Source organism: Cellulosimicrobium sp. Marseille-Q4280 (genome assembly GCF_943181405.1).
Classification (GTDB): domain Bacteria; phylum Actinomycetota; class Actinomycetes; order Actinomycetales; family Cellulomonadaceae; genus Cellulosimicrobium.
In genome coordinates, this window is the sequence record NZ_CALPBY010000003.1 from 189,641 (window position 1) to 213,599 (window position 23,959).

The 23,959-nt window shown below is 73.3% G+C and carries 22 protein-coding genes; 9 read left to right on the forward strand and 13 right to left on the reverse strand.

Annotated elements, in window-relative coordinates; genetic code table 11:
• Nucleotides 1-50 precede the first annotated feature (50 nt).
• The 3 genes from NFS20_RS09070 to NFS20_RS09080 form a co-directional block, all read right to left on the reverse strand.
• Nucleotides 51-635, reverse strand: a complete 585-nt coding sequence (locus NFS20_RS09070; RefSeq protein ID WP_251151452.1) for a DUF6580 family putative transport protein — start codon at nt 633-635, stop codon at nt 51-53.
• Entirely contained in the window at nt 608-1,060 is a 453-nt protein-coding gene (locus tag NFS20_RS09075) for a DUF4430 domain-containing protein (RefSeq protein ID WP_251151453.1), read from the reverse strand. The genes NFS20_RS09070 and NFS20_RS09075 overlap by 28 nt, the downstream gene beginning before the upstream one ends.
• A 103-nt stretch (nt 1,061-1,163) precedes the next feature.
• Nucleotides 1,164-3,293 carry a DNA gyrase/topoisomerase IV subunit B gene (locus NFS20_RS09080; protein WP_251151454.1) on the reverse strand — a complete coding sequence of 710 codons (2,130 nt, stop codon included), beginning with the start codon at nt 3,291-3,293 and terminating at the stop codon, nt 1,164-1,166.
• A gap of 153 nt (nt 3,294-3,446) precedes the next feature.
• Here NFS20_RS09080 and NFS20_RS09085 point away from each other — a divergent pair, with 153 nt between their 5' ends.
• A complete protein-coding gene (locus NFS20_RS09085) occupies nt 3,447-3,668 on the forward strand; it encodes a DUF7455 domain-containing protein (RefSeq protein WP_251151455.1) in 222 nt (73 codons plus the stop codon).
• A gap of 197 nt (nt 3,669-3,865) precedes the next feature.
• Here the strand turns inward: NFS20_RS09085 and NFS20_RS09090 are convergent, their stop codons facing one another.
• From NFS20_RS09090 to NFS20_RS09100, 3 genes are all read right to left on the reverse strand, one after another.
• Complete coding sequence (locus NFS20_RS09090) at nt 3,866-5,449, reverse strand: RNA polymerase sigma factor (protein WP_502800800.1); 1,584 nt, start codon at nt 5,447-5,449, stop codon at nt 3,866-3,868.
• Nucleotides 5,450-5,755: 306 nt separating this feature from the next.
• On the reverse strand, nt 5,756-6,154 hold the full coding sequence (locus tag NFS20_RS09095; protein WP_251151457.1) for a universal stress protein: 399 nt from the start codon (nt 6,152-6,154) through the stop codon (nt 5,756-5,758).
• Nucleotides 6,155-6,248: 94 nt separating this feature from the next.
• Complete coding sequence (locus tag NFS20_RS09100) at nt 6,249-7,376, reverse strand: DUF4192 domain-containing protein (protein ID WP_251151458.1); 1,128 nt, start codon at nt 7,374-7,376, stop codon at nt 6,249-6,251.
• 129 nt (nt 7,377-7,505) lie between these two features.
• On the opposite strand from NFS20_RS09100, the gene NFS20_RS09105 reads away from it, so the two are divergent.
• The gene (locus NFS20_RS09105) at nt 7,506-8,090 is read left to right on the forward strand and encodes a hypothetical protein (RefSeq protein WP_251151459.1); all 585 of its coding nucleotides are present in this window, start codon (nt 7,506-7,508) and stop codon (nt 8,088-8,090) included.
• Nucleotides 8,091-8,113: 23 nt separating this feature from the next.
• The gene (locus tag NFS20_RS09110; RefSeq protein WP_353050440.1) at nt 8,114-9,277 is read left to right on the forward strand and encodes a polyprenyl synthetase family protein; all 1,164 of its coding nucleotides are present in this window, start codon (nt 8,114-8,116) and stop codon (nt 9,275-9,277) included.
• A gap of 10 nt (nt 9,278-9,287) precedes the next feature.
• On the opposite strand, the gene NFS20_RS09115 is transcribed toward NFS20_RS09110, so the two are convergent.
• Nucleotides 9,288-9,731: an Rv2175c family DNA-binding protein gene (locus NFS20_RS09115; protein WP_251151460.1), complete on the reverse strand. Its 444-nt coding sequence runs from the start codon at nt 9,729-9,731 to the stop codon at nt 9,288-9,290.
• Between the two features lie 90 nt (nt 9,732-9,821).
• On the opposite strand from NFS20_RS09115, the gene pknB reads away from it, so the two are divergent.
• Nucleotides 9,822-11,870: a Stk1 family PASTA domain-containing Ser/Thr kinase gene (pknB, locus tag NFS20_RS09120; RefSeq protein ID WP_251151461.1), complete on the forward strand. Its 2,049-nt coding sequence runs from the start codon at nt 9,822-9,824 to the stop codon at nt 11,868-11,870.
• A gap of 45 nt (nt 11,871-11,915) precedes the next feature.
• Here the strand turns inward: pknB and NFS20_RS09125 are convergent, their stop codons facing one another.
• The 3 genes from NFS20_RS09125 to NFS20_RS09135 form a co-directional block, all read right to left on the reverse strand.
• Nucleotides 11,916-13,265 (reverse strand): class II 3-deoxy-7-phosphoheptulonate synthase, encoded by a 1,350-nt coding sequence (locus tag NFS20_RS09125; protein ID WP_251151462.1) that lies wholly within the window; start codon nt 13,263-13,265, stop codon nt 11,916-11,918.
• A gap of 16 nt (nt 13,266-13,281) precedes the next feature.
• On the reverse strand, nt 13,282-14,508 hold the full coding sequence (locus tag NFS20_RS09130) for a pyrophosphate--fructose-6-phosphate 1-phosphotransferase (protein WP_251151463.1): 1,227 nt from the start codon (nt 14,506-14,508) through the stop codon (nt 13,282-13,284).
• Nucleotides 14,509-14,651: 143 nt separating this feature from the next.
• Nucleotides 14,652-15,437: a lysophospholipid acyltransferase family protein gene (locus NFS20_RS09135; protein ID WP_251151464.1), complete on the reverse strand. Its 786-nt coding sequence runs from the start codon at nt 15,435-15,437 to the stop codon at nt 14,652-14,654.
• A gap of 57 nt (nt 15,438-15,494) precedes the next feature.
• Here NFS20_RS09135 and NFS20_RS09140 point away from each other — a divergent pair, with 57 nt between their 5' ends.
• Nucleotides 15,495-16,196 (forward strand): hypothetical protein, encoded by a 702-nt coding sequence (locus tag NFS20_RS09140; protein ID WP_251151465.1) that lies wholly within the window; start codon nt 15,495-15,497, stop codon nt 16,194-16,196.
• Nucleotides 16,197-16,244: 48 nt separating this feature from the next.
• On the opposite strand, the gene NFS20_RS09145 is transcribed toward NFS20_RS09140, so the two are convergent.
• The gene (locus NFS20_RS09145; RefSeq protein WP_251151466.1) at nt 16,245-17,192 is read right to left on the reverse strand and encodes an ROK family glucokinase; all 948 of its coding nucleotides are present in this window, start codon (nt 17,190-17,192) and stop codon (nt 16,245-16,247) included.
• Nucleotides 17,193-17,407: 215 nt separating this feature from the next.
• On the opposite strand from NFS20_RS09145, the gene NFS20_RS09150 reads away from it, so the two are divergent.
• From NFS20_RS09150 to NFS20_RS09160, 3 genes are all read left to right on the forward strand, one after another.
• Nucleotides 17,408-19,225, forward strand: coding sequence for an AMP-dependent synthetase/ligase (locus NFS20_RS09150; protein ID WP_251151467.1), 1,818 nt, complete (start codon nt 17,408-17,410; stop codon nt 19,223-19,225).
• Nucleotides 19,226-19,323: 98 nt separating this feature from the next.
• Nucleotides 19,324-21,174 carry a DEDD exonuclease domain-containing protein gene (locus NFS20_RS09155; RefSeq protein WP_251151468.1) on the forward strand — a complete coding sequence of 617 codons (1,851 nt, stop codon included), beginning with the start codon at nt 19,324-19,326 and terminating at the stop codon, nt 21,172-21,174.
• Nucleotides 21,153-21,434 carry an Lrp/AsnC family transcriptional regulator gene (locus tag NFS20_RS09160; RefSeq protein WP_251151469.1) on the forward strand — a complete coding sequence of 94 codons (282 nt, stop codon included), beginning with the start codon at nt 21,153-21,155 and terminating at the stop codon, nt 21,432-21,434. Before NFS20_RS09155 ends, NFS20_RS09160 begins: the two co-directional genes overlap by 22 nt.
• 3 nt (nt 21,435-21,437) lie before the next feature.
• On the opposite strand, the gene trpD is transcribed toward NFS20_RS09160, so the two are convergent.
• Nucleotides 21,438-22,532 carry an anthranilate phosphoribosyltransferase gene (gene trpD / locus NFS20_RS09165; protein ID WP_251151470.1) on the reverse strand — a complete coding sequence of 365 codons (1,095 nt, stop codon included), beginning with the start codon at nt 22,530-22,532 and terminating at the stop codon, nt 21,438-21,440.
• 25 nt (nt 22,533-22,557) lie between these two features.
• A complete protein-coding gene (locus NFS20_RS09170) occupies nt 22,558-22,998 on the reverse strand; it encodes a response regulator (protein WP_251151471.1) in 441 nt (146 codons plus the stop codon).
• A gap of 287 nt (nt 22,999-23,285) precedes the next feature.
• Here NFS20_RS09170 and ctaE point away from each other — a divergent pair, with 287 nt between their 5' ends.
• A complete protein-coding gene (gene ctaE / locus NFS20_RS09175) occupies nt 23,286-23,936 on the forward strand; it encodes an aa3-type cytochrome oxidase subunit III (protein WP_251151472.1) in 651 nt (216 codons plus the stop codon).
• Nucleotides 23,937-23,959: the final 23 nt, after the last annotated feature.

Here is a 23,959-nt window from a genome sequence, read left to right on the forward strand (position 1 = left end):
CTGGCGGTCGACCCGCCCTCCGCGCCGTCGGGTCGTGTCTCGCGCGGCGGTCAGGCCGGGCGCGCGACGGCGGCGGCCAGACCGTGCGACGTCTCCAGCCGGTCGACCAGCAACGTGCCGGCCGCGACGAGCGGGACGAGCACGAGGTTGCCCAGCAGCATCGTGCGCAGGAAGGGCAGGCCCGCGACGTAGCTCGCGACGAGCCCGTCGACGCCCGCCGGGTACCACGTGCCGCGGCCCTGGAGCCACACGCCGAAGTTCGTCCAGAGGAAGAACCAGAGCGAGCCGGCGACGCCGAACGCCGCACCGGCGCCGATACGCCGCCATCCCGTCGTGTTGCGCGCGAGCAGCGACCCGAGGCCCACGACGAGCCACGCGCTCCACGTGAACAGCGCGATGGACGTGTTGCCGAGCACGACGTCGGAGACGACCGTCACGGCCAGCGGCACGACGAAGGCCCACCGCGAGCGCAGCAGGATCGTCGCGGCGAACGTGGCAGCGGTGACGAGCTCGAGGTTCGGCGGCGCGCCGAGCTCGGCCCGGACGAGGCGCCACACGACGGCGAGCGCCGCGAGCGCGACGACGAGCGCCGGGCGCCACCAGCGCGTCAGGAGGTGAACGTCTCGAGCTTCCACGTGATCTCGTCACCGTCCTTCGTCTCGAGGGTCCCCGCCCCCACCGTAGCCATCTCACCGTTGACGTAGAGAGCCCAGAACTCGCTGTCCGGGTCGGCCGTGATGCCGTCGATCGCGGTGACGAACGCGTTCTCGCCCTCTCCGGTCACCTGCGCGGACGGGTCCGCCTCGAGGAGCAGGTCGAGCGCCATGCTGCCCTCCTCGCCCTCGTACGAGAACTCGGGCGCATCCTCGGACGACTCCTCGGCCGGGTCGCTCGACTCCTCGGTCGCGCTGCTCTCGGTCGCGGTCGGCGTGGTGGTCTCGGCCGCGCCACCGGAGTCGTCCGCCGACGAGCAGCCGGCGAGGAGGCCTGCGGCGAGCAGGAGGGAGGTGAGGGCGGTCAGCGAGCGCGCGGGCGTCTCGCGAAGGTTCCGGAGGGTCACGCGCACAGCCTACGCAGCATCGACCCGGTCATACCCCGCCGCCCGACTGGCGGACGGGTGTCGGTCCCGCGAGCGACGGAGGCGTTCCGCGGTGTGCACGGCGTCATACGTCGATGCGGGCCCGGTCGAGCTCGGCCGCGCCGGCGACGATGAAGTCCTTGCGCGGCGCGACGTCGCTGCCCATGAGCAGCTCGAACACGCGCTCCGCAGCCTCCGCGTGCTCGGCCGTGACACGGCGCAGGGTGCGGTGGCGCGGGTCCATCGTCGTCTCGGCGAGCTGGTCGGCGTCCATCTCCCCGAGGCCCTTGTATCGCTGGATGTCGTCCTTGTAGCGGCGTCCGGCCTTGTCGAGCTTCTTGAGCGTCGCCGTGAGCTCCGCCTCGGAGTACGTGTAGATGTACTCGTTCTTGCGACGCCCCGAGCCGATGACCTCGATCCGGTGCAGCGGGGGCACCGCGGCGAACACGCGGCCCGCCTCGACCATGGGCTTCATGTACCGGTAGAAGAGCGTGAGGAGCAGGGTGCGGATGTGTGCGCCGTCGACGTCGGCGTCCGTCATGAGCACGATCTTCCCGTAGCGTGCCGCCTCGAGGTCGAACGACCGGCCCGATCCCGCACCGATGACCTGGATGATCGCGGTGCACTCGGCGTTGCGGAGCATGTCGCTCACGGACGCCTTCTGCACGTTGAGGATCTTGCCGCGGATCGGCAGGAGCGCCTGGAAGTCCGAGCTGCGGGCGAGGCGCGCCGTGCCGAGCGCGCTGTCGCCCTCGACGATGAACAGCTCGCTGCGCCCGACGTCGTCGCTGCGGCAGTCGACCAGCTTGGCCGGCAGCGAGGAGGTCTCGAGCGCGTTCTTGCGCCGCGAGATCTCCTTCTGCTTGCGCGCGGTGATGCGCGCGCGCATCTCCGCGACGACCTTGTCGAGCAGCAGCGCAGCCTGCGTCTTCTCGTCGCGCTTGGTCGACGTGAGCAGGGCGTTGAGCTCCTTCTCGACGACGCGGGTGACGATCGCGCGCACCGGCGCGGTGCCGAGGACCTCCTTCGTCTGGCCCTCGAACTGCGGCTCGGCGAGGCGCACGGTGACGACCGCGGTGAGGCCGGCGAGGACGTCGTCCTTCTCGATGCGCTCCGACGCGTCCCGCGTCGACACCTTGAGGCGGCGCGCGTTCGTCTCGACGGCCTTGCGCAGCACCTTGAGCAGCCCGGCCTCGAACCCGCCGAGGTGGGAACCGCCCTTGGGCGTGGCGATGATGTTGACGAAGCTGCGCACCTCGGTCTCGTACCCCGTGCCCCAGCGCAGGGCGACGTCGACCTCGCACTCGCGCGTGACCGCCTGCGGCGACATGTGCCCGCGGTCGTCGAGGACCGGGACGGTCTCGGTGAACGTGCCGCTGCCGGTGAGGTGCCACGTCGCGGTGACGGGCGAGTCGGGCGCGAGGAACTCGACGAAGTCCACCGAGCCGCCGTGGTGGACGAACGTCTCCTCGTGCGGCCCGTCCTGGGCGGGCGTGCCGGGCAGGCCGCGCTCGTCGCGGACCGTCACCTCGAGACCCGGCACGAGGAACGTCGTCTGGCGCACGCGCGTGACGAGCTCGTCGTAGGAGAACACGGCATTCTTCGGGAAGACCTGGCGGTCCGCCCAGTAGCGGACGCGCGTGCCCGTGACGCCCCGGCGGGTCTTGCCGACCACGGCGAGCTCGGACCGGCTCACGAACGGCTCGAACGGCGCGTCCGGCGTAGGTCCCGCCTTCGGGTCCGCGAAGGTCCCCGGCTCGCCGCGGTGGAACGTCATGCGGTGCGTCTTGCCGCCACGGTCGACCTCGACGTCGAGACGGGCCGACAGGGCGTTGACGACGGACGCGCCGACGCCGTGGAGACCGCCGGACGCGGTGTACGAGCCGCCGCCGAACTTGCCGCCGGCGTGGAGCTTGGTGAAGACGACCTCGACGCCCGACAGCCCGGTCTTCGGCTCGATGTCGACGGGGATGCCGCGCCCGTCGTCCTCGACGGTGACCGACGTGTCGGCGTGCAGGACGATGCGGATCTTCGTGCAGTTGCCCGCGAGCGCCTCGTCGACGGAGTTGTCGATGATCTCCCACAGGCAGTGCATGAGGCCGCGGGAGTCGGTCGAGCCGATGTACATGCCCGGCCGCTTGCGCACGGCCTCGAGGCCCTCGAGCACGGACAGGTGCCGAGCGGTGTAGCTGGACTCAGCGGAGGTGGTCGTCACGGCGGACAGCGTAGTCGAGGCGTCCCACGCTCCGGGGCTGCCATGCCGTTCGACCGCCGTGCCGCCGTATTCCCGTCGGGCGAGGGCTACGCGGGTAGCGAACCAGGGCGCCGGGAGCACGGTCGGGTGGGCAGAAGGTGGTTTCATGGTCGTGTGACTGCTACGACGACCACCACCGAACCCCTGACCGCGGCCGACCGCTGCGACCGTTGCGGGGCCCAGGCGTACGTCCGCGTGGTCCTGCCGAGCGGCGAGCTGCTGTTCTGCGGCCACCACGCGCGGGCGCACGCCGAGGCCTACTCGGGCGTCGCGACCCAGATCCAGGACGAGACGGACCGCCTGCACGCCGAGCACGGCGCCGGCGCGATGCGCTGAGTCCACCCCTACCCCTGCGACGCCCCTTCCGGTGACCACCCACCGGGAGGGGCGTCGTCGTACCCGGACCGGCGACGTGCGGTAGACGTGGGGTACGAGCGACGTCCGTCGGACGTCGGCGAGGTCCCGGGGAGACGACGAAGGGCCCGGGAGGACGGTCGTCCTCCCGGGCCCTTCGTGCCGCGTGGCGCGACCCGTCAGTCGAGGTAGTCGCGCAGGACCTGCGACCGGCTCGGGTGGCGCAGCTTCGACATCGTCTTGGACTCGATCTGACGGATGCGCTCGCGCGTCACGCCGTAGACCTTGCCGATCTCGTCGAGCGTCTTGGGCTGCCCGTCGGACAGGCCGAAACGCATCGACACGACGCCGGCCTCGCGCTCCGAGAGCGTGTCGAGCACCTGGTGCAGCTGCTCCTGCAGGAGCGTGAAGCTCACCGCGTCCGCCGGGACGATGGCCTCGGAGTCCTCGATGAGGTCGCCGAACTCGGAGTCGCCGTCCTCGCCGAGGGGCGTGTGCAGCGAGATGGGCTCGCGACCGTACTTCTGGACCTCGACGACCTTCTCCGGGGTCATGTCGAGCTCCTTGGCGAGCTCCTCGGGCGTGGGCTCGCGGCCCAGGTCCTGGAGCATCTGCCGCTGCACGCGGGCCAGCTTGTTGATGACCTCGACCATGTGCACCGGGATGCGGATGGTGCGCGCCTGGTCCGCCATCGCGCGCGTGATCGCCTGGCGGATCCACCACGTCGCGTACGTCGAGAACTTGTAGCCCTTGGTGTAGTCGAACTTCTCGACCGCACGGATCAGACCGAGGTTGCCCTCCTGGATCAGGTCCAGGAACAGCATCCCGCGGCCCGTGTACCGCTTGGCCAGCGACACGACCAGGCGCAGGTTCGCCTCGAGCAGGTGGTTCTTCGCGCGCTTGCCGTCGTGCGCGATCCACTGCAGCTCGCGCTTGAGCTTGCGCTCGACGTCGTCGCCCTCGGCCGCGAGCTTCTCCTCCGCGAACAGGCCGGCCTCGATGCGCTTGGCGAGCTCGACCTCCTGCTCGGCGTTCAGCAGCGCGACCTTGCCGATCTGCTTGAGGTAGTCCTTCACCGGGTCGGCGGTCGCACCCGCGGTGACGACCTGCTGCACGGGGGCGTCGTCCTCGTCCGCGTCGGACACGACGAAGCCACGCGCCTCCTCGGCACCCTCGGTGGAGGCTGCGCCGGTCTTCGCGCCGGCGGTCGCCGCCGCGTCGCCTTCCACGGCATCGTCCGTCACGTCGATCTCGAGGTCCTCGACGTCGACCGCGTCGTCCGTGCCGGCATCCTTCGCGGCGCCCGCCTTGGCCGCGGCCGTCGACTTCGTGGCGGTGGACCGCGGCGCACGCGTCGTCTTGGCGCCGGCGCTCTTCGTCGCGGCCGTCTTCGTCGTGCGCGCCGGCGTGGCCGACGGCGCAGCGTCGGTCTCGTCGGCCGACGCGTCCGTCGCGGCCTTCGTGGTGCGCGACGTCGGGGCCTTCGCCGTGGTCTTCGGGGCGCGGGCCGTCGTCGTGCTGCGCGGGCTCGCCGCGGCCGCGACCGCGGTCGCGGTCGGGATCTCGACCTCGACGCCTGCACCCGCGAGCGCGCGGAACACCGCCTTTAGCCGCTTGGCGTCGTTGACTGCCGCCTGCTCGCACGCGGTGCGAAAGCTCTCGGCGTCGACGCGACCGTTGGCACTCCCACGGCGCAGGAGCTCCTGCAGTGCGGGGTGCTCGAACTCGCGCGGGAGTGCGGGGATCTGTGTGGAGGGCGCCACAAACCGACCTTTCGGCATCACTTGGGGGGCGGTAGGGCCACCAGAGCGGGGGACATGGACCGTGATCAGGGTGCTGACTCGGGAACTCTCACGGGCTCACACTGACTCTCACGGCGAGTCGTCGGGCTCGGGTGGACATCTCTATTGTACCGGCGATCCGCGCGCGGAGCGTCGCGACACGTGGCTGCACGCGCTCGTCGTCGGCGGCTTCTCGTGCTCAGTGCTGTGTCGCAGGGCGCTTGCGCGCCGGGGCCTTGTGGGGTCCAACGACCGCGGCGCCCCGAAGATTCCCGACCCGCGAGGGGCTCAACGGGCCGGGGCACGCTCCGGCTTGACCGCGAGCACCGGGCACGGCGCGTCGAGGAGGATGCGCTGCGCGTTGGAGCCGAGGATGAGCTTGCCGACCGGGCTGCGTCGTCGCAGCCCGATGACGATCAGGTCCGCGGACGTCCGCTCCGCGACCGCCACGAGGTCCTCCGCGAGGTCGGCCTTGCCGGTCTCGACGCGCAGCGTCGCGCCCGCGCCCTCGAGGCGCTCCTCGACCCGACGCAGGTCGTCTCCGCGCACCGTGCCGGCCTCCGGGGACACCGCGGACTCGCCGACCACGACGACGAGCTCCGTCCCGCGGCGGACCGCCTCCGTCGCGGCGGTGTCGAGCGCCTCACGGCCCTCGGGTGTGCTCAGGTGGGCGACGACGACGGTCATGTGTCCTCCGCGGGGCGGCTCGTCGGAACGGGCGGTGGCGGCGCCACCGTGCCGACCGTACCCGAAGCCGGCCGTGCCCGGACGACCGGCGCCCTCACCCCTGGGCGCGGACCCACCCCGGCGGCACACCGGCGTCGAGGGCGCTCGAGAGCAGGAGCGCGAGACGGTACGACCCGTCCTGGGCCAGTGCCTCGCGCACGCGCTCGGACGCTCGGCCGCCGTCGCCGTGCCACCAGGCGATCAGGGCGAGCAGGGTCAGCGCCGGGGCCGCGCGCCGCCGGGCGGCATGAGCCACGACGGCCTCGAGCACGACGCGCGCGGGCTCGGTCTCCTCCGGGACCGGGGCGACCGCGACGGCCGGGTCGACGATCCTCCCGATCGCCTCGCCCGTCCCTGCGTCGACGTCGCCCCCGCCGCGCGCCGTCCGCTCCGGCAGGTCGCCGACGCCCGGGACGAGCGACAAGAGCACGGCGTCCCGTACGGGGACGGCGTCGAGGGCCGCCTCGACACGGCCGAGCAGTGCGGGCGGGAGGTCAGGGGACCTCCCGGTCGGTGCACCCGCGGCGAGCGCCACCGCGCGCCGCCAGGCGACGAGCCCCTCCGGTCTCCGGTCGACCGCGTCCGACGTCGACCGCTCGGACGACCTCTCCCTCGCACGGCGCGACGCCCGTGCGGCGCTCCGACGGGCGTCGGGGGCCGCCGGCTGGATCCGGAACGCGTCCTCGCGCGAGTCGGCGACGCTCGCGCCCGACAGCACCATGTGAGCGCCGACCTCGCTCGACTCGAGCTCGCTCGGAGGACGCCCGCCGGCTGGGCAGCAGGCCGGGTCGTCGCAGTCGAGGCAGCCCCAGCCCGTCGTCGTGACGACCCACACGTCGGTCGGTCCGAACCTGGCCTCGACCGTCTCGCGGCAGTGCTCGACGGCGGCCCGCTCACGGGCGGCCTCCGGGCCGCCGGCGCGCAGCGGAGCGTCGGTGTACACGACCACGGCGGCTCGGGACGCGCCGTCGGCGGCGAGGTGCGCGAGCACCGTGCGCGCGACCTGCGGTCCGTGCTCGAGGTCCGCGACGTCGGCGATGTCGACGCGCGCGACGAGGCCGACGCGGCCGCGCGGGCCGCGCAGCCCCACGAGCACGACGCTCTCGTGCGGCCGGTAGCCGAGGCGGTAGGGGACGTAGGCGAGCAGCTCGCGCGGGCCGCGGGCCCGGATCAGGGTCGACATGGGAACATCCCACCCGTCCGGGACCGCCGAGCGAGGGCACGCCGACGGGCTGTGGACGCGCCGGGAGGTTGTGGGCGACCGTCCTCCCAGCTGCTGGCCCGTTCACGCCGCGATGACTACGGTGTGCGCGTGCCCCTTCGACCGCCTCGCGCCTCCGACGTCCGCGCGGTCCCGGCCCTCGTCCTCGCCGCTCTCCTCGTCGTCGGGCTCACCGCGTGCGGCCCGGCAGGCAGCGGCGACGAGCCCGACGCCGAGGCCACCGGGCGCGGGCAGCCCGCGGACGACCCTGCGGAGGCGGACCCCTCCGGCGACGCACCCGCCGCGGCGCCGGGCACCCCGCTGCCCGAGTACGACGTCGCCTCGGCGGTCGGCGACCTCGTCCAGGGGTTTCCCGCCGAGCTCGTGCCCGTGGCCCCCGGCTCGCAGGTCCTCGCGAGCTCGGCCCGCCCGTCCGACGACGGGTCCCTCACCGTGATCACGCTCAACCTGCGCTCGGAGGACACCGTCGACGCGCTCACCGCCTACTACGCGGAGACGCTGGGGGCCGCCGGCTTCACGGTCTCGCCCTCGGGCGTGCCGAGCGCTCTCACGTCGCTCACCACGTTCGTGCGCGCCCCGGCGGCGGACGCACCCGCGGAGTCGGTGGCGGTGGGGATCTTCGACGACGAGGCCGAGCGCCTCGTGACGATCAGCGGGCAGGTGGTCGGCGGCTGACCGCCGTCGCATAGGCTGCCCCCGTGCCGAACGGGACCCCCAGCGCCTCCGCCCCTCACGCCGGTCCGTCCGAGGACGAGCTGGCCACCCCGACGAGCCTCGTCGACCGCGAGGGCGTGCGCGCCGGCGTCGACGCGGCGCTGAGCAGGGCGTGCGCCGGGCTCGCCGACGAGCTCGCCACGACGCATCCCGACGCCGCACCGCTCGTGCGCGCCACCGAGGAGCTCCTCGCGGGCGGCAAGCGGCTCCGGGCGGCGTTCTGCTACTGGTCGTGGCGCGCGCACGGGGGCGACCCCGAGGACCCGCGGCGCGACGTCGTGCTGCGCGCCGGCGCGGCGCTCGAGCTGTTCCAGGCCGCGGCGCTCTTCCACGACGACGTCATGGACGCGTCCGACACGCGACGCGGCCGGCCGACGGCGCACCGGGCGTTCGCCGCGCTCCACCGGGCCTCCGGATGGCACGGGGACGGGGACCGGTACGGCGAGAGCACGGCGATCCTGCTCGGCGACCTGGCGCTCATCGGCAGCCACCGCGAGCTGGGCGACGCGCTGGCGACCCTCCCGGGCGACGTCGCCGCGCGCAGCCGCGGCGTGTTCGGGCGCATGCAGACCGAGGTGACGGTCGGCCAGTACCTGGACATCCACGCGCAGGTCCTGCCCTGGGGCGAGGACCCGGCCGCGGACGAGGAGCGCGCCCGCGCCGTCGTCCGGTCGAAGTCGGCGCGCTACTCCGTCGAGCACCCGATCGCGCTCGGGGCCGCGCTCGCGGGCGCCGACGACGCCCGGGTCGCGGCGACCAGCGCGTTCGGGCTGCCGGTGGGCGAGGCGTTCCAGCTCCGCGACGACGTGCTCGGCGTGTTCGGCGACGCCCGCGTGACGGGCAAGCCCGCCGGGGACGACCTGCGCGAGGGCAAGCGGACCGTCCTCGTGATCCGCGCCCTCGCCGCGGCCTCGCCCGCGCAGCGGGACCTGCTGCTCGGTCGCCTCGGGGACCCCGAGCTCGACGCCCGGTCGGTCGGGCGCCTGCGGGACGTGCTCGTCGCCACCGGGGCCCTGGCATCCGTCGAGGCGCTCATCGACGAGCTCACCGACCAGGCGTTCGCGGCGCTCGGCGCCGTCGACCTCCGCGAACCGGGGGCGGAGATGCTCGCCGCGCTGTCGCGCGCCGCCGTCGAGCGCTCGGCCTGACGACGGACGCTCAGGCCAGCGACTGGGCGATGCGTCGCACGTGCGACTTGCGCCCCGCGGCGAGCGCGTCGATCGGCGACTCCCCCAGCTCCTCGTCGGGGCGGAACAGCCAGCCGATGATCTCGTCGTCGCGGAACCCGGCGTCGGTCAGGACCGCGATCGTGCCCTGCAGGCTCATGAGGACCCCGAGCCGCCCGTCTCCGGACGGCTGCCTGGCGTTCGCGGGCTCGATGAGGTGCAGCGGGACCAGGAAGCGGGCGGGTACCTGGAACGTGGCGCGCTCGCCGCGACGCATGCCGACGACGCGGCGGTCCTGGAGGATGCGTCGTGCCTTGCCGACGTCCGTCCCGAGGGCCTCGGCGAGGTCCGGCAGGGTGAGCCACTCCCCCACGAGGGCGTCGATCTCCGCGGAGGGATCGGTGGAAGGTTCGGCGGTCGCGTCGTGATCGGTCACGGGGCAAGCCTACGGCGCCTGCACACGACGCCCACGACCCGACCGCCCGGGCTCACCGGAACGGGGCCGGTCGCCACCTAGACTGCCACCGTGGCCACCGTGACGACCGATCCCCTCGTAGGCCGCCTGGTCGACGGGCGCTACGAGGTCGTGTCGCGCATCGCCCGCGGCGGCATGGCCACGGTGTACCTCGCGGTCGACCGCCGGCTCGACCGCGACGTCGCGCTCAAGGTCATGCACCCGCACCTCGCCGAGGGCGCGACCGGCGCCGACTTCGTCTCACGCTTCCGCCGCGAGGCGCGCGCCGCCGCCCGGCTCACGCACCCCGGTCTCGTCGCGGTCTACGACCAGGGCCTCGACGGGGACACGAGCTACCTGACCATGGAGTACGTCGCGGGGACCAACCTCCGCCGCGTGATGCTCTCCGAGGGAACCCTCACCCTGGGCCGCGCGCTGGACGTGCTCGGCGAGATCCTGGACGCTCTCGCCACCGCGCACCGCGCGGGCCTCGTGCACCGCGACATCAAGCCGGAGAACGTCCTGCTCGACGCGGACGGCCGTCTCAAGGTGACGGACTTCGGGCTCGCGCGCGCCGTCAACGAGGTCACCTCCACCACGACGGGCACGATCCTCGGCACGATCGCGTACCTCTCCCCCGAGCTCATCGCGACCGGCGCGTGCGACGCCCGGACGGACGTGTACGCCGTCGGGATCCTCGCGTACGAGATGATCCTCGGCACGGTTCCCTACGTCGGGTCCACACCCATCCAGGTCGCGTTCCAGCACGTCAACAACGACGTCCCGCCGCCGTCGGACACCGCCCCCTGGCTCCCGCCGGAGCTGGACGACCTCCTGTGCGCGCTCGCCGCGCGCGACCCGGCGGACCGGCCCGCCGACGCCGGCGCGGCGCTCGCCCTCGTCCGTTCCGTCCGCGCGGCGCTCGACCCCGCAGACCTGGGACGGCGCGTGGACCCGCCCGTCGCGTCCGACGGCGCGGTCCCGGCCCCGGCGCCCGCGACCGGGCCCGTCCCCCTCGGCGCCCCCGACGAGGCCGGCGACGCCGGGCACGCCCCCACCGCGTCGCTCGCCACGCTCAGCCTCCACGACCGCGAGGCCGCGGGCCTCACGGAACCGCTCGCCGTCGGGCACCTCATGGTCCCGACGACGCAGCCCGGCCCGCCGAACCCGCCGAGGTCGGGCGGTCCGAGACGCGGGCGGGCCGCTCGAGCCCTCGTCTGGACGCTCGTCGTCCTCCTCGTCGTCGCCCTCGGTGGCGGCGGGGCGGCCTGGTGGTTCACGTCCGGGCCCGGCGCGTACACGACCGTGCCGGACGGTCTCACCGGAGTCTCCCAGGCGGAGGCGAGCGCCGTCCTCGACGACGCTGGTCTCGGCGCGACCGTCGACGAGCGCTACGACGACACCGTGCCCGCGGGCGCGATCGTCTCGACCGACCCGCCGTCGGGCGACGCGGTGCGCAAGGACGGCAGCGTCCAGCTCGTGGTGTCCCAGGGCGTGCGGATGCTCACGGTGCCGACCGGTCTGGTCGGCTCGACGCAGGTCGAGGCCTCGGCGGCCGTGGAGGGCGCCGACCTGACCCTCGGCGAGCCGGTGTCGCAGCACCACGACGAGGTCCCGGCCGGTCAGGTCATGGCCGTGACCGACCCCGACGGCGCGGCGATCGAGGAGGGAGCCACGATCCGGCACGACGTCCCCGTCGTCCTCACCGTCTCCGCCGGACCGGCGCCGGTCGTCGTCCCGCAGGTCACGGGGTCCGAGAGGGACACCGCGGTGCGCACCCTGGAGGACGCAGGTCTCGTCGTCGACGTCACCGAGGAGTACTCGGAGTCGGTGGCCGCCGGTCTCGTCGTGCGGCAGTCACCGGAGCAGGGCACCGACGCCGTCCGCACCGACACGGTGTCGATCGTCGTCTCGCTCGGCCCGCCGCTCGTCGAGGTGCCGAACACCAACACCCGCAACGTCGCCGACGCCGAGAAGCTCCTGACGGACGCCGGCTTCGAGGTCGAGATCCGCTACCCGCAGGGCATCCACCCGCTCAACATCGTCTACGCCCAGGACCCGCCGGGCGGCGACGGCAGGACGGCCCCGAAGGGCTCGACGATCGTCCTCAACGTCTTCTGAGGCCGTCGCTCGAGGCGCCCCGCGACCGGGGAGCCGAGACGGCCCTCAGCGCCGCAGCATCTCCGCGACCTGGAACGCCATCTCGAGCGACTGCTGGTGGTTGAGCCGCGGGTCGACGAGCGTCTCGTACCGCAGGGCCAGACCGGCGTCGTCGATCTCCTCGGACCCGCCGAGCACCTCGGTGACGTCGTCGCCGGTGAGCTCGACGTGCAGGCCGCCGGGGACCGTCCCCGCGGCGCGGTGCACCTCGAAGAAACCGCGCACCTCGTCGAGCACGTCGTCGAACCGCCGCGTCTTGTACCCGCTCGCGGACGTGATGGTGTTGCCGTGCATCGGGTCGGTCACCCAGGTGACGGGGACCTCCTCGCGGGCGACGGCCTCGACGAGCGGGGGCAGCGCCTCCCGGACCCGGCCCGCTCCCATGCGCGAGATGAACGTCAGCCGTCCGGGGACGCGACCCGGGTTGAGCTTCTCGGCGAGCGCGAGCGCGTCGTCGGGCGAGGTCGTGGGGCCGAGCTTCACGCCGATCGGGTTGGCCACGCGCGACAGGAACTCGACGTGCGCGCCGTCGAGCTGGCGCGTGCGCTCCCCGATCCACAGGAAGTGCGCCGACGTGTCGTACGCGTCGCCCGTCCGCGCGTCGAACCGCGTGAGCGCGCGCTCGTAGTCGAGCACGAGGGCCTCGTGGCTGACGAAGAACTCGACCGTGCGCAGCGCGTCGAAGTCCGCGCCGCACGCGTCCATGAAGCGGATCGCGCGGTCGATCTCCGACGCCGTCTGCTCGTAGCGCGCGTACGCGGGGTTGCGCATGAAGCCGCGGTTCCACTCGTGGACCTGGCGCAGGTCCGCGAACCCGCCCGAGGTGAACGCCCGCACGACGTTCCACGTCGCGCTCGAGATCTGGTAGGCCTCGACGAGACGCTCGGGGTCGGGGACGCGCGAGGCCTCGGTGAACGCGTGGCCGTTGATCATGTCGCCGCGGTACGCGGGGAGCGTGACGCCGTCGCGCGTCTCGCTGTCGGAGCTGCGCGGCTTGGCGTACTGCCCGGCCATGCGCCCCATCTTCACGACGGGCGTGCTCGCGCCGTGCGTGAGGATCACGGCCATCTGGAGGATGGTCCGGATCTTGTTGCGGATGCGGTCGGCGTTCGCCTCGGCGAACGTCTCGGCGCAGTCACCGCCCTGCAGGAGGAACGCCTCGCCCCGGCTCGCCGCGGCGAGCCGGGAGCGCAGGGTGTCCGCGGCGGCGGGCACCACGAGCGGCGCGGAGGCCGACAGGCGCCCGCGCACGTCGGCGAGCGCCGCCTCGTCCGGCCACGTCGGCTGCTGGAGCGCGACGAGGGAACGGAAGTGGTCGAGGTCCGTGCCGACCTCCGGCTCGCTCGTGGTGGTCATCGTGGTGCCGCCGGCGTCAGTGCGCGGCCGGGGCGGCCGCGACGAGCGGCTGACCGATGCCGTCGAGGAGCTCGCCGAACCACGCCTGCGTGACGTCGAACGCCTTGCCGCCCGCGATGCGGGGGAACTCGATCGCGCGCAGGCGGTCGCCCTGCTCCTCGTCGTGGCCGATGACGCCGGACTCGCCGCGCAGCGCGCACTCGACCGCGAGGTCGGTCATCGACTTGATGAGGCGCAGGTCCTCGGCGTTCGCGGCCGCGGCGCGCGAGAAGTAGCCGGACTTCTGGACCATGACCTTCTCGGCGCCCAGCTTCTCGGCGAACTGCTTCGCGAACCACTGCCCCGGGTTGACCGTGTCGAGCTTGACGTGGCCGAACGGGTCGCGCTCGACGGTCTCCCCCGCGGCCTCGAGCTGCGCGACGATCTCGTGCATGCCCGCACCCTCGGACAGGAAGATGTTGACGTTGCCCTGAGAGTCCATGATGCCCTTGAGGCGCTCCGCCTCGGCATCGATGTCGAGCGCGAGCTCGGGCAGGAAGACCGCGTGCACGTCCCAGCGCTCACGCGTCAGGCCGAGCGCCGGGGCCCACTCCTGGGCGTCGAGCCACTTGCGGTACTCGGCCGCCGACGCCGCGGTGAGCCACCCGCAGTGCCGACCCATGACCTCGTGCACGATGAGCATGCGCGGGCCCGAGCGGTGCTCGCCGATGACGTTCGCGGCGAAGCCGGCAGCCTCCTCGGCCGCGGTCCACGCGCCGAGCGACTGACGGATCGGGATCACGTCGTTGTCGATCGTCTTGGGCAGGCCCACGACCGTGAGCTCGTACCCGTTGTCGTGCAGGTAGGCCGCGAGGTCGGCCGCGGTCGTGTTGGTGTCGTCGCCGCCGATGGTGTGGAGCACGTCCACGCCGTCCGTCTTGAGCTGCTCGGCCGCGACCTGCAGCGGGTCCTCGCCCTCCTGGACGAGCCCGCGCTTGACGCAGTCCTTCGCGTTCGTCAGCTTGACGCGCGAGTTGCCGATCGGCGAGCCGCCGAAGCGGTGCAGGAGGCCGGCCTGCTTGCGGCCCTCGTCGTCCACGACGATCTTCGTGCCCGTGAGCAGGCCGTGGTAGCCGTACTGGTAGGCGATGATCTCGATCTCCGGGTCGAGCTCCGTGTACCGCTCGATGAGCCCGCCGACGGCGGAGGACAGGCACGGGGCGAAGCCGCCCGCGGTGAGGAGGGCGACGCGACGAACCGACATGTGAACTCAGAACCTCTCGTGGGACGGGATCCGTGGGACGGGATCTGCGGGCGCCCGGTCCGTCGTGCTCGTGCGGCCGACGGCGGAGGTGGGCGCCCTGAGGGCCGGCGACGGACCGGTGGTCACGGTCCCGTCCGCCCGGCTCAGTCTACTGATGCGGGGCCGGGGTCCGACGGCGGTTCCGGCACCTGGACGTCGGGGACGGGACGCCCTCCGGGGGCGCCCCCGCCGTGCTCGACCTCCTGGTGACCGGCGGCGATCCGGGCCTTGGCGGTCGCGGCGTAGATGTCGACGTACTCCTGCCCGGACAGGCGCATGATCGCGTACATGATCTCGTCGGCCACGGAGCGCAGGATGAAGCGGTCGTTCTCCATGCCGCGGTAGCGCGAGAAGTCGAGCGGCTCGCCGACCACGATGCCGATGCGCATGGGCTTCGGGATGACCTTGCCGATGGGCTGGGCGATGTTCGTCCCGATCATCGCGACGGGGACCACGGGCGCGCCGGACTCGAGCGCGAGGCGCGCGACGCCGGTCTTGCCGCGGTACAGCCTGCCGTCGGGGCTGCGCGTGCCCTCCGGGTAGATGCCGAAGAGGTCGCCGTCGCGCAGGACGCGCAGACCGGTGTTGAGCGCTGCCTCGCTCGCCTTGCCTCCCGCGCGGTCGACCGGGATGGTGCCGACACCGCGCATGAAGCCCGCCGTCAGGCGACCCTTGACCCCGGTCCCCGTGAAGTAGTCGGACTTCCCGAGGAACTGCACCTTGCGGCCCAGGACCAGCGGGAGGATGAACGAGTCGATGACGGCGAGGTGGTTGCTCGCGAGGATCGCCCCGCCGGAGTCCGGCACGTTCTCCACGCCCCGCGTCCAGGGACGGTAGAGCACCCGGAGCAGCGGCCCGACCATCACCTGCTTCATGAACCAGTAGAACAACGTTCCTCCTCGCGGGGTCCCGGCGCGGGACGTGCATCCGACTCTAGAGTGATTGTCATGGCCGCACCGAATGCCCAGCCGGACGCCGGACCCCCCGACGACGTCCCCGAGCCCTCTCCGAGCGGGACGCCCGAACCCTCCGGCGCCGATCGACCCGATACCGAGGACACCGACCCCGACGGCGCCGCGCCCGCGGACACCGAACCCGACGCCGCCGGGCCCGGTCGCGACGACGCGCGGGCCGCGGACGCGGACCCCGAGGCGCGGCTCGACGTGGACGCGCGCTGGGCCGGCATCGTCGCCGAGCTCGGTGACCTGTCCGACCTCGACCCCGGCCCGGTGCGCCCCGCTCCGGGCGATGCCGAGGCGCCCGGCCGCGGGACGGCGCCGGGCACCGGTGAGGCTCCGCGCGGGCGCGACGTGATCGGGTCCGTACCGGTCGCCCCCTGGGTCCAGCCCCCGGGGCCGCGGGACTGGCCCGCGACGCCCGAGGTGGAGGCGCTCGAGGAGGCCGAGAGCCACTTCGTGCCTCCGGACCCGCCGCTCGTCCTCGGTCGCGACCCGCTGCTGACGATGGCGTGGTCGCTCGTCGTCGGCGTGCCCGTGGTCCTGCTCGTGCTGCTCGTCGTCGCGCGGCCGTTCCCGGTCGTCGTGGCGCAGGTCGGCGGGCTCGCCTTCCTCGCGGGCCTGGCCGTGCTGCTCTGGCGCATGCCCCACCGGCGCGACGACGACGACCCTGGGCCGGGCGCCGTCGTCTGAGCGTGCCGCGGGCGGGACGGTCCGACGACCGCCCCGCCCGCGGGCACGTCAGCGACGCGCGAGATCGGCCGCGCCGACGATGCCGGCCTCGTTGCCGTGCTCGGCGAGCTCGATCTTCGCCTCGGGCCGGTGACCGCGGGCGGAGAGCTGGTCGGCGAACGCGCGGCGGACCGGCTGCAGGAGCAGGTCCCCCGCAGCGCCGACGCCGCCGCCGATGACGATGAGCTCCGGGTCGAGCAGCGCGGTCACGGACGCCGCGCCCTCGCCGATCCACCGGCCCAGGTTCGCGAGGAGCTCGACGGCGAGGTCGTCGCCCTCCTGCGCGGCCTGCGTGATCTGGGGGCCCGTGAGCTTGTCGGCGTCCCCGCCGCACAGCTCGAGGAGGCGGCGCGCGCGGTCGGGCTGCGCGATGAGCGCGCCCTGGCCGTCGCGCACGAGCGCCGTGCCGGACGCGTACTGCTCCCAGCAGCCCTCGTGCCCGCACCCGCAGTAGTGACCACCGGGCACGACGCGCATGTGACCCACCTCGGCCGCCACCCCCCACTTCCCGCGCACGAGCCGGCGGTCGACGACGATCGCGCCGCCGAGCCCCGTGCCGACGGTCAGCATGAGCATGTCGCTCGCGTCGCGAGCGACGCCGAACTGGAACTCGGCCCAGCCTGCCGCGTTCGCGTCGTTCTCGACGACGATGCTCACGTCGTCGTCCCCGATCAGGTCGCGCACGTTGCGCGCCAGGGGGTACTCGCGCCAGGCGATGTTGGGTGCGAAGAGCACCGAGGTGCGGTCGGGGCTGACGAACCCGGCGGCCGCGAGCCCGACGGCGCCGACCTCGTGGTCGGTGGTCAGCTCGGCGTACACCTCGGCGATCGCGCGATCGATGCTCGCGACGTCGTCGGGCTCGGTGTCGCGACGCGTCTGGGCGAGGATCTCACCCTTCTCGTCGACGACGCCGGCCGCGATCTTCGTCCCGCCGATGTCCACACCGATGGCGTGCATGTCCCGTCCTCACTCGCTAGAAGTCGCTGACCGAGCCGATGCCGGGCGCCCGCGGCCGGGCACGCGAGGACGCGTCGGGCCGGAACTCCACGCACGCGCGAAACGTTGCGCAAGCAGCGCACAGCGACTGAAGCCTACCGACTTCCGGTGGTCCCCGGCACGCACCGCCACTGGGTAGGGTTCTCCCACCGTCGACTACTGCCACTGGAGCCAGCATGGACGAGATCAGCGCCCCACGGATCGTCGAAGTCGATCCGTCGAAGAACCTCAACGACCTCCTCGCGAGCCGTGTCGCGGCCGACCCGACGGCGCCCATGGTGGAGCGCCCGACGGGGCCGGGCGGGTCGTGGGAGGCGCTCAGCGCGCGCGAGTTCGACGCCGAGGTCGTCGCCGTCGCGAAGGGGTTCGTGGCGCGGGGCGTCCAGCCCGGCGACCACGTGGGCATCATGTCGCGGACGCGGTACGAGTGGACGCTCCTCGACTGGGCGACCTGGGCGGCGGGTGCCGTCCCCGTGCCGCTGTACGAGACCTCGAGCCCGGAGCAGGTGCAGTGGATCCTGTCCGACGCGGACGTGCGGCTCCTCGTCGTCGAGACGGAGGCCCATGCCGCGACCGTCGAGGAGGTCCGGCAGAGCACCCCGTCGCTCGGTGACGTCCTCGCGATCGACAGCGGGGCGGTCGCGACCCTCGTCGCGGACGGCGCGGACGTCGACGACGCGGAGATCGTGCGACGTCGTGGCCTCGCCGACCTCGCCGACGTCGCCACCATCATCTACACGTCCGGGACGACGGGCCGCCCGAAGGGCGCGGAGCTGACCCACGAGAACTTCTACTCGCTCACCGTCAACGCGGTCGAGGCCGTGCCCGAGGTCTTCAAGCAGCCCGGCGCGCGCACCCTGCTGTTCATGCCGCTCGCGCACGTGTTCGCGCGCTTCATCGGCGTCCTGGTCGTGGCGGGCGGGACGGTGCTCGGCCACACCCCGGACACGAAGACGCTGCTCGCGGACCTCGCCACGTTCAAGCCGACCTACATCCTGTCGGTGCCGCGCGTGTTCGAGAAGGTCTACAACTCCTCGGAGCAGAAGGCGGCCGCAGGCGGCAAGCTGAAGATCTTCCACTGGGCCGCGGCCACGGCGATCGCCTACTCGCGCGCGCTCGACGACCCCAAGGGCCCGGGCATCGGCCTCACGGTCCAGCACAAGGTCGCCGACGCGCTCGTGTTCAAGAAGCTCCGCCACGCGCTGGGCGGGCACGCGAAGTACGCCGTCTCCGGCGGAGCGCCGCTCGGCGAGCGGCTCGGCCACTTCTACCGCGGCATCGGGGTCCGCATCCTCGAGGGCTACGGCCTCACGGAGACGACGGCGCCCACGGCGGTCAACCGCCCGTCGGCCACCCGGATCGGGACGGTCGGCACCCAGCTCCCCGGGTGCGCCGCGCGCATCGCGGAGGACGGCGAGATCCTCCTCAAGGGGCACCACGTGTTCCGCGGCTACCACGGCAACGAGCAGGCGACGCAGGACGCGTTCGTCGACGGCTGGTTCCGCACCGGGGACCTCGGCTCGCTCGACGAGGACGGGTTCCTGCGGATCACGGGCCGCAAGAAGGAGATCATCGTCACGGCGGGCGGGAAGAACGTGGCGCCCGCGATGCTCGAGGACCGGATCCGGGCGCACGCGCTCGTGTCGCAGTGCGTCGTGGTCGGCGACCAGAAGCCGTTCATCGGGGCGCTCGTCACCCTCGACCCGGAGGGCCTGCCCGGCTGGGCCGCCATGCACGGCAAGGGCGAGCTGACCGTCGAGGAGGCGGCGAAGGACGCCGACGTCCTCGCAGCGCTCGACGCGGCCGTGACGCGCGCGAACCAGGCCGTCTCGCGGGCCGAGTCCATCCGCAAGTTCACCGTCCTGACCACGGACTTCACGGTCGAGAACGGCTACCTCACGCCGTCCCTCAAGGTGAAGCGGTCCGAGGTGCTCAAGGCCTTCGCCGCCGACGTCGACGCGATCTACGCCGACGGCACGGCCCCCGTGCGCTGACTCGTCCCGACACCTGACGACGGCCCTCCCGGCACGACCCGGGAGGGCCGTCGTCGTCGGAGGCGTCGTTGTCGGACGTCGTCGCTAGCCTTCCCGCCATGTCGCCGAGCCCGCTGCTGTCACCTCCCCGGACCGGTACGGCGGTGGCAGCGGCGACGACCGGCGCGGCGGTCCAGGCGTCGTTCGAGGACCTGGGGACGCCGCTGAGCGACGTGACGTTCGTCGTCGTCGACCTCGAGACGACGGGCGGGTCACCTGCGGCCGAGGGCATCACGGAGATCGGGGCCGTCAAGGTCCGCGGCGGCGAGGTGCTGGGCGAGTTCCAGACGCTCGTCGACCCGGGGAGACCGGTCCCGGCCTTCGTGGCGCGGCTGACGGGGATCACGTCAGCGATGGTGGCCACCGCGCCGCGGATCGAGGCGGTCCTGCCGAGCTTCCTCGAGTTCGCGCGCGACGCGGTCCTCGTGGCCCACAACGCGCCGTTCGACGTGTCGTTCCTCAAGGCCGCGTGCGCCGCGGCCGGGTACGAGTGGCCCGGCAACCAGGTGCTCGACACCGTGCCGCTCGCGCGACGCGTCGTCACGCGGGACGAGGCGCCGAACCACAAGCTCTCGACGCTCGCCGCGCTCTTCCGGGCGACCGTCACGCCCGAGCACCGCGCGCTCGCCGACGCGCGCGCCACGGTGGACGTGCTGCACGCCCTGCTCGGCCGCCTCGGCCCGCTCGGCGTGACCCACCTCGAGGACCTCGCCACCGCGACCGACCCCGTGCCTCAGGACGTCCGGCGCAAGCGCCACCTCGCGGACGGTCTGCCGGACGCGCCGGGCGTGTACCTCTTCCGCGGTCCGGGCGACGAGGTCCTGTACGTCGGGACGTCGACCTCCATCCGACGCCGCGTGCGCTCGTACTTCACCCGCTCCGAGAAGCGTGGGCGCATCACCGAGATGGTCCGCATCGCGCACGCCGTCACCCCGGTCGTGTGCGCGACGCCGCTCGAGGCCCAGGTGCGCGAGCTGCGCCTCATCGCCGAGCACTCGCCGCGGTACAACCGGCGCTCGCGCCACCCCGAGCGCATGGCGTGGGTGCGACTGACCCACGAGGCCTACCCGCGCCTGTCGGTCGTGCGCGACGTGCGGGCGCCCGCCGCGCACATCGGCCCCTTCTCGTCGGGCAAGCAGGCCCAGGCCGCGGTCGACGCGCTCCACGACGCCTTCCCGATCCGGCAGTGCACCCGGCGCCTGCCCCTCGTCGCGAGCGCCGGCGCGAGCGCGTGCGTCCTCGCCGAGATGGGACGCTGCTCGGCGCCCTGCACCGCGACGACGCCGGACACGGGCTACGCCGCGGTCGCCGAGGCGGTCCGGGGTGCGCTCGAGGGGGACCCGTCGCCGGTCGTCGCCGAGCTCGGCCGGCGCATCTCGGCGCTCGCCCACGACGAGCGGTACGAGCAGGCGGGAGAGGTCACGCACCGGCTGCGGGCGTTCCTGGCCGGCGCGGGAAGGGCGCAGCGGCTCGCCCCGCTGTCCTCGTGCGAGCAGCTCGTCGCCGCGCGCGAGACGGACGACGGGGGGTGGGAGATCGTCGTCGTCCGCCACGCCCGCCTCGCCGCGACCGGCGTGAGCCCTCCGGGAGAGGACCCCTGGCCGCTCGTGCGGGCCCTCGTCGCGACGGCGGAGGCCGTCCCCGCGCCGGTGCCGCCCGCCCCGGCGTGCCACCCGCACGAGGCCGAGATCGTGCTCGCGTGGCTCGAGCAGCCCGGGGTCCGCCTCGTGGACGTGACCGGCACGTGGACCTGCCCGGTGCGTTCCGCCCGGTCCCACGCCGATCCCGCCGTCACGGCCCGCGAGGTGGCCCGGCACGGCGTGCCCGCGGACGCCGCAGGCCCGGCCGTAGAGTGGGCGCACGACGACGACCCGTCCCCGGAGGAACCATGCTCACCGCCATCGTCCTGATCGACACCGACCCCGCGCGCATCCCGGAGGTCGCCTCGGAGGTCGCCGACCTCAAGGGCGTCAGCGAGGTCTACTCGGTCACCGGCAAGGCGGACCTCGTGGCGATGGTCCGTGTGCAGGAGCACGACCAGCTCGCCGATGTCATCGCGGACCGCATCAGCAAGGTGGCAGGCGTGGTCCGCACCGAGACCTTCATCGCGTTCCGCGCGTACTCGAACGTCGACCTCGAGCAGGCGTTCGCCCTGGGGCTCGACGACTGACGGTCAGTCCCGGGCGGCCGCCTCGGCCCAGCGCGCGAGCACGTCGCGCGCCGCGCCCGAGTCGACGCTCGCGGCGGCGAGGGCATAGGCGGCACGCAGCCTGTCGACGAGCGATCCGTCCGTGGTGCCCGGAAGGGTGGCGTCCGCGACGAGCGCAGCCGCCGCGTTGAGGAGCACGGTCTCGCGCACGGGCCCGGGCTCGCCGTCCAGGAACCGTCGCGCGACCTCCGCGTTGTGAGCGGCGTCCCCGCCCCGCAGGTCCCCGATCGTGATCGGCTCGAGCCCCAGGTCGGCGACGGGGTCGAGCCCGTGCTCGACGACGGCGCCGTCGCGCACCTCCCAGACCGTCGCCGTCCCGGTCGCGGCGAGCTCGTCCAGGCCGTCGTCGCCGCGGAAGACGAGCGCCGACGTCCCGCGGGCGGCGAGCACCCCGGCGATGAGCGGCGCCATGCGCCGGTCGGCGACGCCGATCGCCGCGGCGGGCGGCTGCGCAGGGTTGGTCAGCGGGCCGAGCACGTTGAACGCGGTGGGGATGCCCAGCTCCTTGCGGGCGACACCGGCGTGACGCATGGAGGGGTGGAAGACCATCGCGAAGCAGAAGGTGATGCCCGCCTCGTCCGCGATCCGCGCGACCCTCTCCGGACCGTGGTCGAGCCGGATCCCGAGAGCCTCGAGCACGTCCGCCGCACCTGAGGAGGACGTCGCGGCCCGGTTGCCGTGCTTGACCACGCGCGGCCCGGCACCGGCGACGACGAGCGACGCCATGGTCGACACGTTGACGGTGTGCGCCTGGTCGCCGCCCGTGCCGACGATGTCCACCGAGGGTCCTTCGACGGTGAACCTGCTGGCGTGCTCGAGCATCGCGTCGGCGAGACCGGTCAGCTCGGCGACAGTCTCCCCCTTGGCCCGCAGCGCCACGAGGAAGCTCGCGAGGCGTACCGGGGACACCTCGCCGGACATCACCTGGTCCATCGCCCACGCTGCGTCGTCGACCGTCAGGTCCCGCCCGGCGACGAGGTCGGCGAGCAGGGCCGGCCAGGACCGCGTCGCTCCCGTCGTACCCGGTGTCGTGCTGGCGGGGTGGGAGGTGGCGGTCACGAGGTCCTGCCCTTCGGCTGGTCGGTCACGGGGCGCCGGCGGCACCCAGCAGGTCGGCGACGGCGCGCTGCAGCTCCACCGCGTCGAACGGGCGCGGCACCGCGTCGTCGGCGAGCGACCACGATGCTAGCCAACCGTCCTGCGGCCTGCCGGTGAGGACCAGGACCGGCGGGCAGCGGTAGATCTCGTTCTTCAGCTGGCGGCACAGCCCCATGCCGCCGGCCTTGTCGGCCTCCCCGTCGAGGACGAGGAGGTCCCAGCCCTGGGTGTCGGCTGCGGTGACGACGGCGTCGGCGGTCGCGACCTCGTGCCACTCGATGTCAGGGCTGCCTGCGCGCAGCCTGCGCCCGACGGCGAGACGCACCTGCTCGCGCACGCTCACGTCGTCGCTGTACAGCAGGATGCGCGGCGCACGCGCCTGGGGCGCCGCGGCGTCCCCGTGCGTGGTCGTCACGGTCGTCGTCATCGTCGTCACCGTCACCTTCGTCCTCGGCAGTCGGAGCGGGCGGGCGATGGAGCCCGGCTCACGCTGGCATCTTGGCACGTCCGGAGGCCCGGCAGCACCCCGCAGGGCCTGTCCGCGAGGGGTGAACCGCCCTACGGACCGAACGCCGACCCACCACCGATTTCATGGCACTTCACGATGATCCGTCACCAAGTGCAGGACTGCGTGGGGAGATCTGGAGACTTTGTGAGATTCACCGCCTCCGGGTGGCAGGCCCGGTGCCGCGAAGCACCCCGACGTCGGCCATAATGGCTGGTGTGTCGACCGCAACGGCTGCCCCCCACGCCCATCAGCACGTGAGCGTCAACCGACCGAACCCCGTGTCGGTCGGGACGATCGTGTGGCTGGCCAGCGAGCTCATGTTCTTCGCCGGCCTGTTCGCCATGTACTTCACCGTCCGCTCGGTGATGCCTGCCGAGGAGTGGGCCGCCGAGGCGGACAAGCTCAACCTCACCTTCGCGGCGATCAACACCACCGTGCTGGTGCTGTCGTCGGTGACGTGCCAGATGGGCGTCTGGGCCGCGGAGCGGTTCCAGCCCGTGCGCACCGGCTCGATCTGGCAGGTCAACCGCTGGGGCATGAACGAGTGGATCACGCTGACGTTCCTCATGGGCGCCTTCTTCATCGGCGGCCAGGTCTTCGAGTACGCGGAGCTCGTCGAGCACGGCGTCTCGATCTCGTCGACGCCGTACGGCTCGGTCTTCTACATCACGACGGGCTTCCACGGCCTGCACGTGGTGGGCGGACTCATCGCCTTCCTCTTCCTTCTGGGCCGCTCGTTCTCGGCCAAGAACTTCGGGCACCACGAGGCCACGACGGGCATCGTGACGTCCTACTACTGGCACTTCGTCGACGTCGTGTGGATCGCGCTGTTCTTCGTGATCTACATCCTGCGCTGACGGGGTCCGGGGCCGCCCGGCCC

Excerpts from the sequence above, each read along its gene's own strand:
- NFS20_RS09095 (WP_251151457.1), bottom strand. The coding sequence starts at position 6,154 with ATGACCGTCGTCGTCGCCCACCTGAGCACACCCGAGGGCCGTGAGGCG.
- NFS20_RS09150 (WP_251151467.1), top strand. The coding sequence starts at position 17,408 with ATGGACGAGATCAGCGCCCCACGGATCGTCGAAGTCGATCCGTCGAAG.
- NFS20_RS09170 (WP_251151471.1), bottom strand. The coding sequence starts at position 22,998 with ATGACGACGACCGTGACGACCACGCACGGGGACGCCGCGGCGCCCCAG.
- NFS20_RS09100 (WP_251151458.1), bottom strand. The coding sequence starts at position 7,376 with ATGTCGACCCTGATCCGGGCCCGCGGCCCGCGCGAGCTGCTCGCCTAC.
- NFS20_RS09140 (WP_251151465.1), top strand. The coding sequence starts at position 15,495 with ATGGCCGCACCGAATGCCCAGCCGGACGCCGGACCCCCCGACGACGTC.
- NFS20_RS09130 (WP_251151463.1), bottom strand. The coding sequence starts at position 14,508 with ATGTCGGTTCGTCGCGTCGCCCTCCTCACCGCGGGCGGCTTCGCCCCG.
- NFS20_RS09160 (WP_251151469.1), top strand. The coding sequence starts at position 21,153 with ATGCTCACCGCCATCGTCCTGATCGACACCGACCCCGCGCGCATCCCG.
- NFS20_RS09145 (WP_251151466.1), bottom strand. The coding sequence starts at position 17,192 with ATGCACGCCATCGGTGTGGACATCGGCGGGACGAAGATCGCGGCCGGC.
- ctaE (WP_251151472.1), top strand. The coding sequence starts at position 23,286 with ATGGCTGGTGTGTCGACCGCAACGGCTGCCCCCCACGCCCATCAGCAC.
- NFS20_RS09155 (WP_251151468.1), top strand. The coding sequence starts at position 19,324 with ATGTCGCCGAGCCCGCTGCTGTCACCTCCCCGGACCGGTACGGCGGTG.
- NFS20_RS09125 (WP_251151462.1), bottom strand. The coding sequence starts at position 13,265 with ATGACCACCACGAGCGAGCCGGAGGTCGGCACGGACCTCGACCACTTC.